This is a genomic window from Dermatophilaceae bacterium Sec6.4, assembly GCA_039636865.1.
Lineage (GTDB): Bacteria > Actinomycetota > Actinomycetes > Actinomycetales > Dermatophilaceae > Allobranchiibius.
In genome coordinates this window covers 477713-495314 of sequence record CP144172.1, presented here as the reverse complement: position 1 = coordinate 495314, position 17602 = coordinate 477713, and the positions used below count along the sequence as shown (strand labels likewise).

The following is a 17602-nucleotide window of genomic DNA, read 5'->3' as shown; positions in this document are numbered from 1 at the left end:
GCACCACGATCCAGACCGCAGGGGAACAAGCCTCATCTAGTATCGGTTGAGACTATGAAGCGACCCGACCGGGCGCTCCCCTGCTGCGAGGACCTCGTTCTGTGACCGCTGAAACCGTCCACAATGTCATCATCATCGGGTCCGGCCCAGCCGGTTACACCGCAGCTATTTATGCCGCACGAGCCAACCTGGCCCCCGTTATCTTTGAGGGTTCTGTGACAGCGGGTGGCGCCTTGATGAACACCACCGAGGTCGAGAATTTCCCTGGGTTCACCGACGGTGTGATGGGCCCGGATCTAATGGAGTCCATGCGCGCACAAGCCGAGCGGTTCGGCGCGCAACTCATCCGCGACGACGTCACTGCCGTCGACCTGGGCGGCGCCGTCAAATCTGTGACCGATGGCGAGGGAGTGGTGCATCGAGCCCATTCCGTCATCCTCGCCATGGGGTCTGCCTACCGTCAGCTGGGGTTGGCCGATGAACAGCGACTATCCGGACACGGAGTCTCCTGGTGCGCGACGTGTGATGGGGCATTCTTCCGCGAGCAGGACATTGCTGTAGTGGGCGGCGGAGACTCAGCCATCGAAGAGGCCACCTTCCTGACCCGTTTCGGGTCAACCGTCACCCTGATCCATCGACGCGGCGAACTGCGAGCCTCCCGGATCATGGCTGATCGGGCAGCTGCCAACCCCAAGATTCGTTATGCATGGAACAGTGAGGTCGTCGCAATTCACGGCGATGCCAAGGTATCCGGCGTGACGTTGCGCGACACCGTCAACGGCACCGAGCGGGAACTAGCGGTCACTGGCATCTTCGTGGCCATCGGTCATCTACCGCGCAACGAGCTCGTGCTCGGGGTTGTCGATACCGACGATGAAGGCTACGTGCTCACCCAGGACGGTTCGACCGCTACCAACGTGGAGGGTGTCTTTGCCTGCGGCGATCTGGTGGACCACACCTATCGGCAGGCGATCACCGCTGCGGGTTCCGGCTGCGCTGCCAGTCTGGACGCCGAACGCTTCCTCGCCGACCACGATGCTGCGTCGCAGGGTGCACAGCTGGCCACAGCGTAGTGAATCTCATCGGATCGTCGATTTCACTACCTACCAACGATCTCGCTGAATCAATGGCGACCGGCACCTGCCGGTGTCGCCTTCGTCAGCACCCACAGAAAGGCTGAACACATGAGTGCAACCAAGGAAACCAACGACGCTTCGTTCGAGGCCGACGTCCTACAGAACACCAAACCAGTTCTCGTCGACTTCTGGGCACCCTGGTGCGGGCCGTGCAAAGCCGTGGCTCCCATCCTCGAAGAGGTCGCTGCTGCCCATGCCGACAAGATCGACGTCGTGAAGCTCAACACCGACGAGAACCCGAAGATCGCCGCAAAGTACGGCATCACCGGGATCCCGACGCTGAACGTCTACGTCAACGGCGAAGTTGTGAAGTCCCTTGTGGGCGCACTTCCCAAGCCCAAGCTGTTGCGTGAGTTGGAGCCGTTCCTCAACTGACGTCAGTCATGTTTCACGTGAAACGGCCGCCCCATCGTCAGATGGAGCGGCCGTTTTGCGTGTGCTCGTCGACTAGTCGAAATTGTGCGCACCCTTGCGGTAGCGCTAACGCCCCAGGGATGGAGTGTCCGCCAACGGGCGGGCTTGGGGTTTTGATCGGCAAACTTGCGGAGCGCGTCCGCATCGGAACTGTGGCAGCCACTCCATGTTTCACGTGAAACGACACATCGATGACGCGCACTCGGCGGGCATGGTGATGACGTATCTGCTCAACCCGACCAGCCGGTCGCCCCAGCCATAGATGCCTCGTCCAGCACACGTGCCTGGCCGCGGTTGTGACGGATCTCGGCTTGTGCGGCCCTTTTGCCCGCGACGACCACCCCGTCCCTTCTCCTCCTGCAACCCCAGGATTCTGTAGTCGCGAACCGGGCCCATGTGCCAGTACGCCCACACCGCCCGCTGGGACACCTCATGCTTCGTCGGGTCCTACATCGGCTCGGCCTCGAGTTGGTGTTGTCCCCCCGGTGACGTCCGAACTTCGGCGTCACCGTGTCGATCCCACTGGAGCCACGCTACGGAGCGAGGCGAAGGTTCGGAGCCATCGTCGAAGGCGTCGCCGTACCACCGCACATAGGACCCAAGGTCAATCGGTGCCTCGTGCTCCGGGATCCGACACCATGCCGCAGGTTCCCTTGGCCCAACGCTTTCCGGTTGTAGAGACCATCTCTGCGTGCGCGTCCGCATCAAACCCGGTCTGCCAGGTTATGCCGGTAAATGACCTGGGTCGCGATCGGCACCCTCGCCCGCTTCTAAACTTTGTTACGTTCGATGCACCCTATTTTTGAGGGGGCCCCGTGCCGGCTGACGAGCAGCCTGACCACGACTCGTCAGTGCACACGGCGCTCTTTGGGGAACCCCACCTCCCGCAACGCGTGCTCGCCTTCGGCTTCGACATACAACGTGCTGTCCGCCATCGCCATCAGTGCGCAGCTCAGCCATACCGCGCCATCCCGACGTACTTCGGGCGCAACCTCTCGCAAACTGACCGAACGCGCGCCCGGGGCCTGTCATTCAGCCGGACAACACCCCTTTGACCAGCGCTAAAGCTGGCCCCACCAGCGCTTCGACGGTGGTGCGAATCAAAAGCTCCGCTTGCTCCTGGAGCACGACTGCCACCGCAGTGGGTCATCTACCGGAAGGTGACGTCCCGTCGAGTGGTGTAGTTCCGGGCTTGTCCTGAATGAGGTGAGCCATCGTGCGATGGTCAGTGAGAACTGTCTAGGAATCTCACGAGAGGACACACGCACGATGGCTCTTGACCAGTCTGCCCTGCTTGACCTGTTGGCCCAACTGAAACTGACGGATGTCTCGGATCGGATCCGTTCGATCACCGAAGCGCTCTACCAGGAGCTGATCGATACCGAGGCCGCGGCCGTGATCGGCGCGGGCAGGTATGAACGCAGCGATGAGCGCACGACCCAACGCAATGGGACCCGGCCCAGGACGTTGTCGACCACGGCCGGTGACCTGGAACTGCGGATCCCGAAACTGCGACGTGGGAGCTTCTTTCCCTCGCTACTGGAACGACGGCGCCGAGTGGATCAGGCGTTGTTCGCGGTGGTGATGGAGGCCTACCTACACGGGGTTTCGACCCGGAAAGTTGATGACCTCGTCAAAGCTCTCGGCGCCGATACCGGGATATCCAAGTCCGAGGTGTCACGGATTTGCGCTGACTTGGATCTGGAAGTTGGTGCGTTCACCGGCCGGGACCTGTCCGCGATGGCCTTTCCCTACGTGTTCTTGGACGCGACCTATTGCAAGGCCCGGGTCAACCACCGTGTGGTGTCCCAAGCGATCGTCGTAGCGATCGGTGTCGCGGCGGACGGGCGCCGCGAAGTACTGGGGTTCGACGTCGGGGACACCGAGTCCGAGCCGTTCTGGGCCGCGTTCCTTCGGTCGCTGAAAGCCCGAGGGCTGCACGGGGCGCAGCTGGTCATCTCTGATGCTCACACCGGGTTGAAGAAGGCCATCTCCACGGTCATGCAGGGAACGGCGTGGCAACGGTGCCGGGTCCATTTCATGCGCAACGTGCTCGCCGTCGTGCCCAGGAATAACCAGGACATGGTCGCCTCGATTATCCGAACGATCTTCGCTCAACCGGACGCCAAGCACGTGCTGGCCCAGTTCGAAGAAGTCACCCGGATGCTGGCCCGGTCTCACCCCCAGGTCGCCGTGATGCTCACCGACGCGAAAGACGATCTGCTCGCATTCACCGATTTCCCGATGAAACACTGGCGCCAAATCTGGTCCACCAACCCGTTGGAACGAGTCAACAAAGAGATCAAACGCCGCACCGACGTCGTCGGTGTCTTCCCCAACCCCGCCGCCCTACTACGCCTGGCTGGCGCTGTTCTGGTCGAGCAACACGACGAATGGGAAGCCGCCGACCGCCGCTATTTCTCCGCCGCCTCAATGACCGAACTGACCGCCCCACGCCACCCCGACAAGGAGGCCACCACCGCCCCAGAAATCAACGCCGCATAACCTGAACCCACTAACCCGCACGGTGTGACGAAACCCCACCACTCAGCGGGGCGTCACCCTACCGGAATCCGGCCCCCAAGTCGCCGATCAGCGAACGCAACAAGAGCAGCCGCGTCAGCACTGCAGGAGCGGCTCGACGTTTCACGTGAAACGTGACGTCGGTGAGGCGGCGCTGGCGTGTGATCCTGGCGTATTCGAGGTCGGATTCAGCTGCACCATTTGTCCGATCGCGCATGGATTGACCAGGCGGTCACCCAGCCGTCAGACCCCGCTGTCCAACAAACCAGCGGCAGCGATCGAAGGCCACCTGAGCTCCGCCGCACTATCGGACATGTGCAGGTCGCCCAGGCAGCATCGAAACGACCTGACCATCCAAAGATCGCTGTGAGCGCCACCCCGCCTTGAACGACATTTCAAGGTAGTAGTCGGCGCGCTCGGCCATGCACTTGGACGCACGGTTGTGAACTTTGAGTTGTCGACGACTGGTGGCTAACGTCCCTCGAACCCGACCATTCCACCTGCTTGACCATGACCGTGGGCGGCATCTGGGCACAATTCTTTCAGTGAGCGGCGAACGCGGCTGGGCGAAGCGCAGCCCGACCTGAAACCCGTCAAGTTAGAAGTCACTGGCCCACAGACACACCTCGGGGGAGCCTCGGCGTCAACGACTGGGCCACCTCACGCCCGATCCCAGCCTCGAAGCTCTCGCCCCTGGGTACCATTCCGGCAGCAAACTGGCCGACGATATGTTTCACGTGAAACGGCGAGGTAGCCGGTCGTTCACCATATTCGATTACTGGTCAGAAGCGGCTACGCCCAACGTCTGCATGATGCGCTGAAGATCCTGCATGCTCGCGAATTCCACCACCATGCGGCCTTTACGTTTACCCAGCTGAACTGTGACTCGAGTGTCCAAATGATCCGACAAGCTCGATGCAATGTCATCGAGGGCCGGATGACGGTTCCCAGCCGTCGGCGTGGATCGGATACCGACGGTGTCACTGACACCGAGCGCGACTACCTCCTCTGTTGAGCGCACCGACAGGCCTTCGGCAACGATGCGCTGTGCCAGGCTTTCCATCGCACTCTGATCCGGTAGGGACAGCAGCGCGCGCGCGTGACCCGCACTGAGCACTCCCGCCGCAACGCGACGTGCGACGAGGGGAGGCAATCGCAACAGTCGGATCGTGTTCGAGATCTGCGGGCGGGATCGTCCGATTTTTGCGGCGAGTTGTTCATGCGTACACGCAAAATCATCGAGTAGTTGCTGGTACGCCGCCGCTTCCTCGAGGGGGTTCAGTGCGGCGCGATGCAGGTTCTCCAAGAGAGCGTCGCGCAACATGTCATCATCCGCTGTGCTGCGGATAATGGATGGGATTGCCTCATTGCCGGCAGCCTTACTCGCGCGGAGCCGCCGCTCGCCCATGATCAGTTCATATGCTGGTCCACCCTCGACGCGATCCTGGGCCGCAATCTCGCGAACCACGATGGGTTGCAGCACACCGATCTCAGCAATGCTGTGCGTCAGCTCGGCGAGGTCATCGTCGTCGAACACCTGGCGGGGCTGACGCGAATTGGGGGTGATCTCTGCGACGTTCAAAAAAGCGAACTGCGCACCAGGCACCGCTCGTAACATCGTGGTGTCCGCATCGACCGCGTTGTCCAGTCCAGTGTTTCCCGTGAAACCTTCGGTGCGCTGCGCAAAGAAAACATCGGAGGGCCGCCCGATGGCGGTGTCGCTGGGAGCCGGTGGAATCAACGCGCCCAGACCCCGGCCTAGGCCACGTCGCTTGTCAGTCATGGACAGAACGGTACCCGTCAGCGCGACCGGCCAATTCCTTGGCGGCTTCCAGATAGGACAGAGCGCCGGTGCAGGATGGCTCATACGTCATCACTGTCTGACTATGGCTTGGAGCCTCTGAAATACGCACCGATCGCGGGATCCATACCTTCAGTACCTGGTCGGGGAAGTGGTTGCGTACTTCCTGGGCGACCTGGGCCGACAGTCGGGTGCGCGCGTCGTACATTGTGAGCAGAATCGTGCTCAGTTGCAATGACGGGTTGAGGTGCTCCTTGATGAGTTCGACGTTGTGGACGAGCTGCGACAGACCTTCCAGCGCGTAATACTCAGACTGGATCGGGATGAAGACTTCATTCGCCGCCACGAATGCATTGACCGTGAGTAGCCCGAGACTCGGCGGGCAGTCGATCAGTACGTAGTCGAACACCTCATCGGGCGTGCAGTTGTCGAAGTAGTCCTGGAGCACCGCTCGTAGGCGATGTTCACGTGACGGCATCGAGACCAGTTCGATCTCCGCGCCTGCCAGATCAATGGTGGCCGGCACGCACCACAGGTTCTCGACATCGGGACACGGCTGGAGGACCTCGCTCAGCGCGAGCCCATCCACGACCATCTCGTAGGTGCCTTGAATCTCGGAGTGATGCGGTATGCCGAGCGCAGTCGAGGCGTTTCCCTGCGGGTCGATGTCGATCACCAGAACGCGCAGGCCCGACTGAGCCAATGCAGCTGCCACGTTGACCGTCGTCGTCGTCTTCCCGACACCACCTTTTTGGTTCGCGACCGTAAAAATGCGCGTTTTCGCCGGCCGACGAACGGCCATTGCATCCACGACATCGCGCCGACGCGTGGTGCTCGCCAGGGAGGCCGCGATCGGACTGTTCATCAGTTTCAGTTCGTCCAGTGAAAACTCCGATGTCGGCGCAGAATCAACCGGTGCAGCGTCACCAACATCTACAGCATGAGCGCTCACCAGGATGCTGGCGGCAGGCGGGTCTGCGACTGTGTGCACTAATCCATGCCAGCCAACTGCAGTGGGGCAGTGAGTAGTTGGCTCATTCACCCCGCTCGACGTCGTCCGCAGGGGCCAGCCGGTAGGAGCTTCGAAGGTGGGGGACGCCAATGTGTCGTGGCCGGTCTCGGTCACTGCATCTCTCCTTGTGGTGTGCCGTCGTCGTTGGATGCACGTGCTCGATTACCCGGCAGTGACGACCCGGATCACTGTTGCGGGCGGATCGACAACGCCCACGCCACACCGCAGGACATCGCTCGATACAACGCGTGCGCGTCGAAGTTGCGCACTGGCTTCATCGAGCTCCTCCTGTGCGGAAGCACCCTTGAGAGCCAGGATCTGGCCACCGGGCCGAAGTAGTGGGAGGTTCCAACCCAGCAATTTCGACAACCTTGCTACCGCACGTGAACACACGACGTCAGCTTCGAGTCCGACCACCTGCTGTGCACGAGCCCGGCGCACCTGCACGTTCGGCAGCCGAAGCTCGTGGATGGCATTCTCCAACCAGGTAACCCGTCGCTGCAGCGGCTCAACGAGGACCAGATCCAGGTCGGGGCGAAGTACCGCCAGGACCAACCCGGGCAAGCCCGCGCCACTACCCACATCAGCAACTCTGGCGTCGGGCGCGATCACCTCGCCGAGGACGGCACAGTTGAGAATATGCCGATCCCACAGGATCGGCACTTCGCGCGGACCCACGAGTCCGTGGTCCACACCCGTGGTGGCTAACAGGTACGCGTAGTGCTCCGCAGCTGGGAGACGATCACCGAAGAGCGACTCGGCTACCAGTGGCGGTGCAGGTAGCTCACTCCGTGCGGACGGTTCCACGTGAAACGGAACCTAAGCCTTCGGTAACACCACGACGTAACGCCGCGGCTCCACTCCAGCAGATTCTGAACCGAGGCCCTCAGCCAGCACCGCGTCATGCACGACCTTGCGCTCAAAGGCGCTCATCGGATCCAGCGGCTGCGGCTCGCCGGTCTGCTGCGCAGTCTGGGCTGCCTCCTTGGCAATGACCGTCAGCTCTACCCGACGAGCGGCACGATGTCCCGCCACATCCAGCATCAACCGGCTGCGCTCGCCGGTCTGCGCCTGCACGGCGAGCCGGGTGAGTTCCTGCAACGCCTCCAGCACCTTGCCGTCCTGGCCCACCAGGCGGCGTGGCACCCGCCCCTCTTCAGAGTCCACAATGGCAACTGCTGCGCGACCACCGTCGACGTCTACATCGATGTCGCCATCGAGATCTGCAATGTCCAGCAGCGTTTCCAGGAAGTCGGCCGCAATCTCCCCCTCACGGTCCAGTCCGGATGCCCTGCTGGTGGTCGAAGGTGCCTCGTCGGACGCCTCCGCGACGTCCTCGATGAGCGCCTCAGGCTGGGTGGTGTCGTGGGTCATCAAAACTCCAGATCTACTGCGAGGTGGTCGCACACGGTCGGCATCACCGCTTGCGCTTGTTCTTGGCTGCAGAGGGCGAGAGGTTCCCAGCAGCGACGCCGTTCTTAGCGGCACCGTTCTTCTTGACGGGGGCTCCCGGAGCCCTTGAAGCCGGCGATGACCTGTTCAGGTCGATACCGCTCGTCGCCACGCCGTTCAGGTCATCGACCAGCGATGACGCTGCTGGGGATCGACGCTGACCCTTCTTGGGCTGCACCCGCTGGCGGCTCTGCTTGGTGTCCGATTCACTGTCATTTCCAAGGTCGGCCGCCGCGATCGCGGCCGTTTTGTCAAGACTCACGGCCTCACCCAGGGGTGACTTGCCCTTGGCACGACGGCGCTCCTCCAAGGCCTTTTCGGCCTCCGAGCCGGGTGCGGGCATCCGACGGATGACATAGAACTGCTGTCCCATGGTCCATACGTTTGTGGTCAGCCAGTAGAGCAGCACACCGATGGGGAAGCTCGGGCCGGTGACGAAGAAGAACAGCGGCATGATGTACATGATGATTTTTTGCTGCTTGGCCATCGGGTTGTCCAAGGCCGCAGCAGGCATGTTCTTGCGCATCAGCTGACGCTGCGTGAGGAACATCGTTCCGGCCATCGCCACGATCAGGACCATGGCCACGACTTTCGCCGAACCCGATCCGTTCGTGTGCAGGAACGAGTCCGACAGCCGGGTGCCGAACAGAGACGACTGCTCAGCCTGCCGTGCCGCGGCCTGAGTCATCAGACCGACGGGGTCCTTCTTGAGGTTTGCAATGTCCCCCAGGTGATTCAGCACCCGGAACAACGCGTAGAAGAACGGTGCCTGCAGCAGGATCGGCAAGCACGAGCTGAACGGGTTGGTGCCCGTCCGCTTGTAGAGCTCCATGGTCTCTTCCGTCATCTTCTGACGGGATTCGGCGTCCTTCTTGCCCTTGTACTTCTTCTGGATCGCCTGCATCTGCGGCTGGATCAACTGCATCCGCCGTGATGTCTTGATCTGCTTGACGAACAGCGGAATCAACAGAATCCGTAGCACCACGACCAGGCCCACGACCGCGAGAGCCCAGGTCAGCCCTGAGGTCGCGCTCAGACCGATCGCGGTGAGCCCGTCGTGGAAGCCCACCATCACCAGAGCAACGAACCACTCGAGCGGGAAGAGCAGGGTGTCCAACATGATGTCCTCGGTGTGTCTCGGGTGAGCTGGTCAGTGCAGCCGGGCGACTACGCCGCGTGGCGAAGGTCGTCCGATGGTCTCTTCTGTGGAACGTGGTCCACGCCCCCGTCGTTCCAGGGGTTGCAGCGCAGCAGTCGACGGCCGGCCAGCCAGGTGCCTTTGAGAAGACCAAAGCGTTGCAGTGCTGTCAGTGCGTACGCCGAGCAGGACGGCGTGAACCGGCAGGACGGCGGGAACAGCGGGGAGATGAAGCGTTGGTAGAGCCGCACCAGCGTGACCAGCGGCCATGCCAACCACTGGTTCAGTGACCTCGCGGGTACTGACCTCATCGAAGTCACCGGGCCCGCGAGATGGCATCACGCAACTGCGCGTGGAGGGCAACTCGTACCCGCTGGCTCGTCGCCGCCGGGAGAGCAGGCCCGGCACGGACCACGACATCGACGTCGACGGGAATGACGGGTAACTCCTGTGCGACAAGGTGGCGCAGGACCCGAGCAGTCCGCGACCGGATGACCGAGTTGCCGACTGCTTTGGAAACAACGAAACCCACCCTGGGTACTGGCGAAATGCCAGCCGGGCGGGGAACGTGCGCGGCATGCACCACAAGCAGGTCACTGCCACTGCGACCGGCACGCCGGTTGCGAAGCACTGCAGTGAACTGCGCCGGTCGGCGCAGCCGATGCGCCACCGGCAACATGAGCTGCGGATACGAGCCTAATCAGGCCGTCAGCTTCTCGCGGCCCTTGCGGCGGCGAGAGGCGATGATCGAGCGGCCAGCGCGGGTGCGCATGCGCAGGCGAAAGCCGTGCGTCTTGGACCGTCGGCGGGTGTTCGGCTGGAAGGTGCGCTTGCTCACGTGTCACTCCGGTCGGATGCCTGAGCCGGATGGCCCAGATAGTGCGTGGTGTTACCTGGTCGGATGGTCTCCAGTGCGCGCCACCCATCGGCAGCCGCAGGGCACGAGACACTGGAGAGCTTACGTTCGGACGGTAATGCCGGTCAAACTCACCACGTGGGGTGTGTACACCGGCGCCAGCGGCAATACGCCAGCCGCTCACTTGATCTGATTTTTCACCGGTATTCCAGCCGACACGCCGCAGCGTTACCAAGTTTGTTCGGCTGTGAGGTTGCTTCATCGCAATAGGGCTTGTTACGGTCGTCACCGCTCCGAGGTGCATCTTATTCACAGCCTGTGGAGAAACCTGTGGACGAACGCCGATACGCTGCCCTGTGACATCTCATCGCCCCTCATCGACACTGCTCCGGTCCAGCACCGTGCAGCTGACCAGGCAACAAGGAGTGGGCCAACTGTGAGTGACTCCGAACACGACCTTGCTTTCGTGTGGCACTCCACGCTCCTCACCCTGGAAGATTCGGGAATCGCCCAACGTGACCGCGGTTATCTGCGGTTGGCGAGGCTGATCGGGATCGTCGGTGAGACCGCGGTACTGGCCGTACCGTTCGAGCACACCAAACGGATCGTCGAGACCGATCTGATCGGTTCGGTGTCAGCTGCGCTCAGTGAGCAGCTGAATCGAACCGTCACGCTGGCGGTGACGGTCGATGAGTCCCTGCAGCCACCGGACCAGAGCGCCGAGGCTGCAGAACTCTTTCCTGTCGAAGCGCTCGAGCCGGGCGGACCGCAGATCGGACACCTCCCGCCCGCACCGCGCTCAACGGTCGCCAGCCCGGTCGCGACAAACGATCCGCGGCTGAACCCGAAATACACCTTCGACACGTTCGTGATCGGCGCCGGCAATCGATTCGCCTGCGCGGCCGCTCAGGCAGTTGCCGAGACGCCGGCCAGGTCTTACAACCCGCTGTTCATCTACGGCGACTCGGGTCTGGGAAAGACCCATTTGCTGCACGCGGTCGGTCACTATGTGCGCAGCTACTATCCACATCTTCGCGTGCTCTATGTGAACTCCGAGGAGTTCACCAATGACTTCATCAACTCCATCCGCGACGACAATGCCAGCCGCTTCCAAAAGCGCTATCGCGATGACGTCGACGTTCTACTGATCGACGATGTGCAGTTCCTGCAAGGTAAAGAGAGTACCCAGGAGGAGTTCTTCCATACCTTCAACTCTCTGCACAACAGCGAGAAGCAGATCGTGCTGACCAGCGATCAGCCGCCCAAGATGCTCAGCGGGCTCGAGGACCGGATGCGGTCGCGCTTCGAGTGGGGACTGACCACCGATGTCACCCCGCCGGATCTGGAGACGCGTATCGCGATTCTTCGTAAGAAGGCAGTGGCCGACCGGATGGCCATTCCGGATGAGGTCCTGAGCCTGATTGCGAGCAAAGCGCCCAGCAACATCCGTGAGCTCGAGGGCGCGCTCATTCGGGTGACGGCTTACGCGTCCGTGTCGGGTCAGCCCCTCACGATGGACCTTGCCTCGCATGTCCTGAAGGATCTGATGCCCGGGGCCAACGCCGGTCAGATCAGTGTGTCCACGATCATGACCACGACGGCGGCATATTTCGATCTCACCATCGACGATCTGTGCGGGTCCTCGCGTAGTCGCACCCTGGTCAATGCCCGCCAGATCGCCATGTACCTGTGCCGTGAGCTGACCGACCTGTCGCTGCCGAAGATCGGTCAGCAGTTCGGCGGTCGCGACCACACGACCGTCATGCACGCGGACCGCAAGATTCGCACCCAGATGGGCGATCGTCGTCACTTGTACGACCAGATCAGCGAACTCACGCTGCAGATTCGACGCGCCACCAACTGAGTCGGTTATCCACATGGTTGTCCACAGATTCTGGGGATAACCGGCCGTCCAGAACCCTGAATCCGTCGACTCAACGCGCTCAGCGGACATTTGGGCATCTTCCTGCCGAGTAGTTATCCACAATCGGTGGACAAGTCTGTGGGTAACTACGTTCGAAGATTCCCTGCTGCGATCAGGTCCGGCGCGAAAAACTATCCACCGAGCTGTGCACAGATCCACCGAAACGGTGGACAACCGGCTGTTGCGGCACCCTCGCCGGTGCACAACCTGTGGGGACGATTAGTTTGTCCACCGGTGGAGCAATCGGTCCCCAGCCGTTGACCACAACTGGTCCACATCCGGATCCCGCGCGAGAGGCCGCCGATCCGGGCGATCGGGTCAGTTGTCCACAGAATCCACAGCCCCTACTACTACTACGAACGTCTCCTAGAATTCAGGTCAGCCCCGACAGCCTGGGGAGAACGACAACTTTCGAAGTGGTTGGCGGTCGCGCCGTCGCCGACTAGGGTCGTTCTGCGCCCAGCACGACAGACTTGTCGAGCATTAGAACGGGCAGTTGCTCTCCCTCACAATCAACCACCCATCACAAATCGCCATCAAGGACGGTCCGTGTCGTGAAACTCCAGGTCGAACGCGATGTGCTTGCCGAAGCTGTGACCTGGGCGGTCCGTGGCCTGTCCACCCGTCCGCCGGTACCGGTGTTGGCCGGTGTGCTGCTCGAAGCCTCGGAAGACTCGCTGACCTTGAGCGCCTTCGATTACGAGGTATCGGCGCGTATCACCATCGCGGCACAGGTGGAAGAACCGGGCAAGACGCTGGTAATGGGTCGGTTGTTGTCGGAGATCTCCCGTTCGTTGCCCTCCAAGCCGGTCAACCTCGCACTTGACGGCACCAAACTGACGGTGACGTGTGGATCCAGCAGGTTCGCTCTGCAGCAGATGCCGACAGCTGACTACCCCACCCTGCCGATCTCCCCCGAACCCAGCGGTTCGGTGCAGGGTGATGTGTTCACCCAGGCCGTTGCCCAGGTTGCTATCGCTGCGGACAAGGGCGACACCCTGCCGATCCTGACCGGTGTGCGGATGGAGATCGACGGCGACAAGCTCAGCCTGCTGGCCACTGACCGCTACCGCCTCGCTTTGCGGGAACTGACCTGGAACCCGGCGACCTCCGATGCAGCACATGTCGCTCTCATCCCGGCCCGCACGTTGTCCGACACCGCGAAGGCCTTGGGAGCGTCCGGAACCGTCGATATCGCGCTGGGTCACGCTGCCGGTGGTGAGGGACTCGTAGGTTTTGAGGCGGGCCGGCGTCGCAGTACGAGTCGGCTACTGGACGGGGAGTACCCGAAGGTGACGGCGATCTTCCCGACCAGCGTCGATTCGGTCGCGGTGTTGTCGACAGCGACCCTGGCCGAGGCCGTCAAGCGGGTAGCGCTGGTTGCCGAGCGCAACGCCGCCGTCCGGCTGCGGTTCAGCGAGGGTCAGGTAGGTATCGAGGCCGGTCAGGGCGACGACGCCCAGGCCAGTGAGGCTGTGGAGTGCAACCTGACCGGACCGGAGCTGGAAATCGCGTTCAATCCGCAGTTCCTGTTGGACGGACTGGGAGCCATCGGTACGCCTTACGCACGCCTGTCTTTCACCCAGCCGAGTCGGCCCGCAGTGTTGTCAGGGCAGGCGCAGGAGGACAGCGACGCGGACGAAAGTTACCGCTACGTCCTGATGCCCGTTCGCTTCGCGAACTGAGAGAGACGGCGCGCAGGGTGTGCTGAGCGCAGCGAGGTGCGCCCGCAGCGAAGTCGATCGAAGGTAGCGAACGAAAGTGCAGCGAACTGAGTGATGTACAGCGCAGCTGCGCACGGGAGTAGCGTCGGGAGAAGAATCTGCGGGTGCCTGAAGCACCCGCTAACGTCACGATGTTTGAGGAGTTCGCATGCAGATTGGTTTGATCGGGCTGGGCAAAATGGGCGGCAACATGCGCGACAGGATGCACGCTGCCGGCCATGAGGTTGTTGGCTACGACACCGACCAGAAGGTCAGCGACACCAAGGATCTGGCAGACCTGGTCGCCAAACTTGACGCTCCGCGAGCCGTCTGGGTCATGGTGCCGGCCGGCCGGGTCACCGATGCAGTGATCAACGATCTGTCCGAGCTGCTCGCCGAGGGTGACCTGATCGTGGATGGCGGCAACAGCAAGTTCACCGACGACCAGCGGCATGCGGCAGAGCTGCATGAGAAGGGAATCGCCTTTGTGGACTGCGGCGTCTCCGGTGGGGTGTGGGGCAAAGAAGAGGGGTACGGCCTGATGTGCGGGGGCAGCGACGAGGACATCGAGCGCGTCCTGCCGATCTTCGACGCGCTACGACCCGAGGGACCGCGCGACGAGGGCTGGGTGCACGCCGGCGATGTCGGCTCTGGTCACTACGTCAAGATGGTCCACAACGGCATCGAGTACGGAATGATGCAGGCCTACGCCGAGGGTTACGAGCTGCTGGCCGCCAAAGAGATCGTGACCGACGTCCCCGCCGCATTCAAGGCGTGGACCCGCGGCACCGTCGTGCGTTCCTGGCTGCAGGAACTGATGGCCAGTGCGCTGGAAAAGGACCCGGGGTTCGACGACATCTCCGGTTTCGTCAACGACTCCGGTGAGGGCCGTTGGACTGTGCAGGAAGCGGTCGAGTACGGCGTGGCGATGCCAGTCATCTCAGCGTCGCTCTTCGCGCGTTTCGTGTCGCGTCAGGATGACTCCCCCGCCATGCGAGCAGTCGCGGCGATGCGTAATGAGTTCGGCGGTCACGCCGTCACCAAAAAGGGCGAGAAGGGCATTGTCACCGACCACTGAGGGTTCAGACGGCTTCGGTGCTCCCTAGACTTCCCTGGTGTACCTGCGGCGGCTGACCTTGAGCGACTTCCGGTCGTACGAGCAGGTCGAGCTCGATTTCGAGCCGGGCATCACCACTCTGGTCGGACGTAATGGGCAAGGCAAGACGAACCTTGTCGAGGCCGTGGGTTATCTGGCGAGTCTTGGGTCGCACCGCGTCGCGACCGATCACCCGCTGGTGCGGGCCGGCACCGAGCAGGCGGTCATCCGCGCGATCGTCGTGCGCGATGGTCGCGATCAGGGCATCGAGCTGGAGATCAACCCCAGTCGCGCCAACCGGGCACGTCTCGGGAGGGGTTCGCCGGTGCGACCCAGGGATGTTCTGGGCAGCCTGCGTACGGTGCTCTTCGCGCCGGAGGATCTCGCCCTCGTCAAAGGTGATCCTGCGGGGCGTCGACGCTTCCTGGATGATCTGCTGGTGGCGCGGCAACCTCGTTGGTCGGCGGCTCGAGCGGACTACGACAAGATCCTCAAGCAGCGCAATGCGCTGCTGAAGTCCGGGATGAAGTCCGGGCGGGCCGGCGGATCTGCAGCCGCCGATGCGGCTGTCGCTGACTCACTACCGGTGTGGGACACCCACCTCGCTGCAACTGGCGCCAACCTGGTGTACGCGAGGCTGCGGTTGTTGGGTGATCTGGCCCCCTACGTGCAGCAGGCTTATGACCAGGTCAGCGACAGCGTGTCCGGTGCACGCATCGGCTACGAGTCGGCGCTGGAGGGAATAGCTGTCGATGCGAATTGCACTGCGCAGGTGCCTGACGTCGATCAGATCACTGCGGCGATGTACGCCGGTTTCGCGCAGCTGCGGTCCAGGGAACGAGAACGTGGAATCACCCTGGTGGGGCCACATCGAGATGACCTCAGCCTGATGCTGGGTGAACTGCCCGCGAAAGGGTATGCCAGCCACGGCGAGTCCTGGTCGTTCGCTCTGGCGCTGCGGCTGGCGGCCTTTCAGCTGCTGCGCGCCGATGTGGCGACGGATCCGGTGCTGGTGCTGGACGACGTCTTCGCCGAACTCGACGCGGGTCGCAGGTCACGGTTGGCGGCGCTGATCGAGGACTGCGAACAGGTTCTGATCACGGCGGCAGTGCGCGATGACGTACCGGGCCGACTCGCGGGCAGGGTGTACGAGGTCACTCGCGGAGCCGTCGTGATACCGGAAGGGAAAGTCGCTACATCATGACCGAAGACGCAACGGGCGACCTTCCGCCCGAGGGTGGGCAGGAGAACACCGAGGGCTGGTCAGCAGACCCGATCGATCGGATCGACGCCGCGCGCGACGCCCTGGCGCGAGCGCGCGCCGGAGCAGCTCAACAAGGCTTCCGGCCAGGTGCACCGCTGCCGAAACGACGACCCAAGGCCGGCGACATCGGTCGCGGTCATTTCCGGGACGGCGGCAGGGATCCCGGGCTTCTCGGCGCCCAGTTCGACCGGTTGCTCGCCGAGCGCGGGTGGCAGCTGGATGTTGCAGCAGGCACCGTGATGGGGCGCTGGCGCGAGATCGTCGGGCCGGAGGTCGCCGCGCACAGTGAACCGGTGACCTACGCCGACGGGGTCCTGACGGTCAAGGCCGATTCGACTGCCTGGGCTACCCAGTTGCGACTGTTGTCATCCACCATGTTGGGCAGGATGGAGCAGCTCGTCGGTGCTGACGTCGTCCTGGAACTACGGGTTACCGGACCGGGTGCACCGTCGTGGTCGCATGGATTCCGCCGGGCGCCGGGACGCGGCCCGCGCGATACCTACGGTTGACCTGGTCCGGTGTGATCCGTTTACCTTGTAGAGCCACCCGTACGCGACGGCAGGATTGTTTGCACCGTGCCAGACAACGACGATCGACGTAAACCAGCTCTCGGCGACGACACCTTCGACGAACTCTTTCCCGCCGACGGCGGATCGCGAGCGCGCCAAGCGGCGCCTGAGCCCCGCGCGGCGGCCACTGACGGGGCGAGCATGGGATATGTCGGCTCGCCTCCTCCACCGCGGCGAGCCGGCTTGCTATTGCCCTGGGTCATCATCGCGGCATCGGTCCTGGCGATCGCGGTCGTCAGTTTCATGTTGTTGCGCGGGCAGCGAACCAAGCCCAATACTGCCGCCAGTCAGCCGGTGACGACTGTTTCCGCCAGTACCGATCCAGCCCCGAGCACGTCGTCTGGTTCATCGTCGAGCACGCCATCCAGTCCGTCCTCCTCGAGTAGTTCGGCGTCCGCCCCGCCACCCGCCACCGCCCCGCCACCGGGTTTTGTCCAGTGCGCGGGCACCGACACCGGTTACAAGGTCACGGGCTCGGGTACGACGTGTCCCTTCGTGGCGGATGTGGCCACCAAGGCGGCCCAGCAGGCCGGTAACGCCACGGGCGACGCATTCCAGATAACGGTCGTGAGCGCCGCGACCAAGAAGAGCTACGACGTGCGCTGCACGGTCGCGGCCTACCTCGAATGTTCCCTCCCGGGAGCCAACGGCTCGACGCCGACCTACATCTATGTGATGCGGAAGTAGACGTACGCCCAACGGCGTCAGCACGGC

At 62.9% G+C, this 17602-nt stretch carries 17 protein-coding genes; 9 read left to right on the top strand and 8 right to left on the bottom strand.

Annotation, left to right across the window (positions count from 1 at the left end):
* Window positions 1–101 precede the first annotated feature (101 nt).
* The 3 genes from trxB (at window position 102) to V3G39_02470 (ending at window position 4055) form a co-directional block, all read left to right on the top strand.
* Window positions 102–1073: a thioredoxin-disulfide reductase gene (gene trxB, locus V3G39_02480; GenBank protein ID XAS76923.1), complete on the top strand. Its 972-nt coding sequence runs from the start codon at window positions 102–104 to the stop codon at window positions 1071–1073.
* 111 nt (window positions 1074–1184) lie between these two features.
* Window positions 1185–1511, top strand: coding sequence for a thioredoxin (trxA, locus tag V3G39_02475; GenBank protein ID XAS76922.1), 327 nt, complete (start codon window positions 1185–1187; stop codon window positions 1509–1511).
* A 1308-nt stretch (window positions 1512–2819) separates the two neighbouring features.
* Complete coding sequence (locus V3G39_02470; GenBank protein XAS76921.1) at window positions 2820–4055, top strand: IS256 family transposase; 1236 nt, start codon at window positions 2820–2822, stop codon at window positions 4053–4055.
* 793 nt (window positions 4056–4848) lie between these two features.
* Here V3G39_02470 and V3G39_02465 read toward each other — a convergent pair.
* The 8 genes from V3G39_02465 to rpmH form a co-directional block, all read right to left on the bottom strand.
* The gene (locus V3G39_02465) at window positions 4849–5856 is read right to left on the bottom strand and encodes a ParB/RepB/Spo0J family partition protein (protein XAS76920.1); all 1008 of its coding nucleotides are present in this window, start codon (window positions 5854–5856) and stop codon (window positions 4849–4851) included.
* Window positions 5849–6739, bottom strand: coding sequence for a ParA family protein (locus V3G39_02460; protein ID XAS76919.1), 891 nt, complete (start codon window positions 6737–6739; stop codon window positions 5849–5851). Before V3G39_02460 ends, V3G39_02465 begins: the two co-directional genes overlap by 8 nt.
* Window positions 6740–7048: 309 nt before the next feature.
* Window positions 7049–7693 carry a 16S rRNA (guanine(527)-N(7))-methyltransferase RsmG gene (rsmG, locus tag V3G39_02455; GenBank protein XAS76918.1) on the bottom strand — a complete coding sequence of 215 codons (645 nt, stop codon included), beginning with the start codon at window positions 7691–7693 and terminating at the stop codon, window positions 7049–7051.
* A gap of 12 nt (window positions 7694–7705) precedes the next feature.
* Window positions 7706–8260 (bottom strand): R3H domain-containing nucleic acid-binding protein, encoded by a 555-nt coding sequence (locus tag V3G39_02450; protein ID XAS76917.1) that lies wholly within the window; start codon window positions 8258–8260, stop codon window positions 7706–7708.
* Window positions 8261–8303: 43 nt separating this feature from the next.
* Window positions 8304–9458, bottom strand: coding sequence for a membrane protein insertase YidC (gene yidC, locus V3G39_02445; GenBank protein ID XAS76916.1), 1155 nt, complete (start codon window positions 9456–9458; stop codon window positions 8304–8306).
* Between the two features lie 47 nt (window positions 9459–9505).
* On the bottom strand, window positions 9506–9787 hold the full coding sequence (yidD, locus tag V3G39_02440; protein ID XAS76915.1) for a membrane protein insertion efficiency factor YidD: 282 nt from the start codon (window positions 9785–9787) through the stop codon (window positions 9506–9508).
* A gap of 5 nt (window positions 9788–9792) precedes the next feature.
* Entirely contained in the window at window positions 9793–10155 is a 363-nt protein-coding gene (locus tag V3G39_02435; protein ID XAS76914.1) for a ribonuclease P protein component, read from the bottom strand.
* Window positions 10156–10176: 21 nt separating this feature from the next.
* Window positions 10177–10314 carry a 50S ribosomal protein L34 gene (rpmH, locus tag V3G39_02430; GenBank protein ID XAS76913.1) on the bottom strand — a complete coding sequence of 46 codons (138 nt, stop codon included), beginning with the start codon at window positions 10312–10314 and terminating at the stop codon, window positions 10177–10179.
* Between the two features lie 484 nt (window positions 10315–10798).
* Between rpmH and dnaA the strand changes: the two genes are divergently transcribed.
* The 6 genes from dnaA to V3G39_02400 all read left to right on the top strand — a co-directional run bounded on the left by dnaA (window position 10799) and on the right by V3G39_02400 (window position 17575).
* Window positions 10799–12196 (top strand): chromosomal replication initiator protein DnaA, encoded by a 1398-nt coding sequence (dnaA, locus tag V3G39_02425; GenBank protein XAS78161.1) that lies wholly within the window; start codon window positions 10799–10801, stop codon window positions 12194–12196.
* A 614-nt stretch (window positions 12197–12810) separates the two neighbouring features.
* On the top strand, window positions 12811–13941 hold the full coding sequence (gene dnaN / locus V3G39_02420) for a DNA polymerase III subunit beta (GenBank protein XAS76912.1): 1131 nt from the start codon (window positions 12811–12813) through the stop codon (window positions 13939–13941).
* Between the two features lie 187 nt (window positions 13942–14128).
* The gene (gene gnd / locus V3G39_02415; GenBank protein ID XAS76911.1) at window positions 14129–15037 is read left to right on the top strand and encodes a decarboxylating 6-phosphogluconate dehydrogenase; all 909 of its coding nucleotides are present in this window, start codon (window positions 14129–14131) and stop codon (window positions 15035–15037) included.
* Window positions 15038–15074: 37 nt separating this feature from the next.
* Entirely contained in the window at window positions 15075–16259 is a 1185-nt protein-coding gene (recF, locus tag V3G39_02410; protein ID XAS76910.1) for a DNA replication/repair protein RecF, read from the top strand.
* Entirely contained in the window at window positions 16256–16828 is a 573-nt protein-coding gene (locus V3G39_02405; protein XAS76909.1) for a DciA family protein, read from the top strand. The genes recF and V3G39_02405 overlap by 4 nt, the downstream gene beginning before the upstream one ends.
* Before the next feature lie 66 nt (window positions 16829–16894).
* A complete protein-coding gene (locus V3G39_02400; GenBank protein XAS76908.1) occupies window positions 16895–17575 on the top strand; it encodes a hypothetical protein in 681 nt (226 codons plus the stop codon).
* Window positions 17576–17602 lie beyond the last annotated feature (27 nt).

Excerpts from the sequence above, each read along its gene's own strand:
- trxA (XAS76922.1), top strand. The coding sequence starts at position 1,185 with ATGAGTGCAACCAAGGAAACCAACGACGCTTCGTTCGAGGCCGACGTC.
- V3G39_02470 (XAS76921.1), top strand. The coding sequence starts at position 2,820 with ATGGCTCTTGACCAGTCTGCCCTGCTTGACCTGTTGGCCCAACTGAAA.
- V3G39_02465 (XAS76920.1), bottom strand. The coding sequence starts at position 5,856 with ATGACTGACAAGCGACGTGGCCTAGGCCGGGGTCTGGGCGCGTTGATT.
- V3G39_02460 (XAS76919.1), bottom strand. The coding sequence starts at position 6,739 with ATGAACAGTCCGATCGCGGCCTCCCTGGCGAGCACCACGCGTCGGCGC.
- V3G39_02450 (XAS76917.1), bottom strand. The coding sequence starts at position 8,260 with ATGACCCACGACACCACCCAGCCTGAGGCGCTCATCGAGGACGTCGCG.
- yidC (XAS76916.1), bottom strand. The coding sequence starts at position 9,458 with ATGTTGGACACCCTGCTCTTCCCGCTCGAGTGGTTCGTTGCTCTGGTG.
- yidD (XAS76915.1), bottom strand. The coding sequence starts at position 9,787 with ATGAGGTCAGTACCCGCGAGGTCACTGAACCAGTGGTTGGCATGGCCG.
- V3G39_02435 (XAS76914.1), bottom strand. The coding sequence starts at position 10,155 with ATGTTGCCGGTGGCGCATCGGCTGCGCCGACCGGCGCAGTTCACTGCA.
- gnd (XAS76911.1), top strand. The coding sequence starts at position 14,129 with ATGCAGATTGGTTTGATCGGGCTGGGCAAAATGGGCGGCAACATGCGC.
- V3G39_02405 (XAS76909.1), top strand. The coding sequence starts at position 16,256 with ATGACCGAAGACGCAACGGGCGACCTTCCGCCCGAGGGTGGGCAGGAG.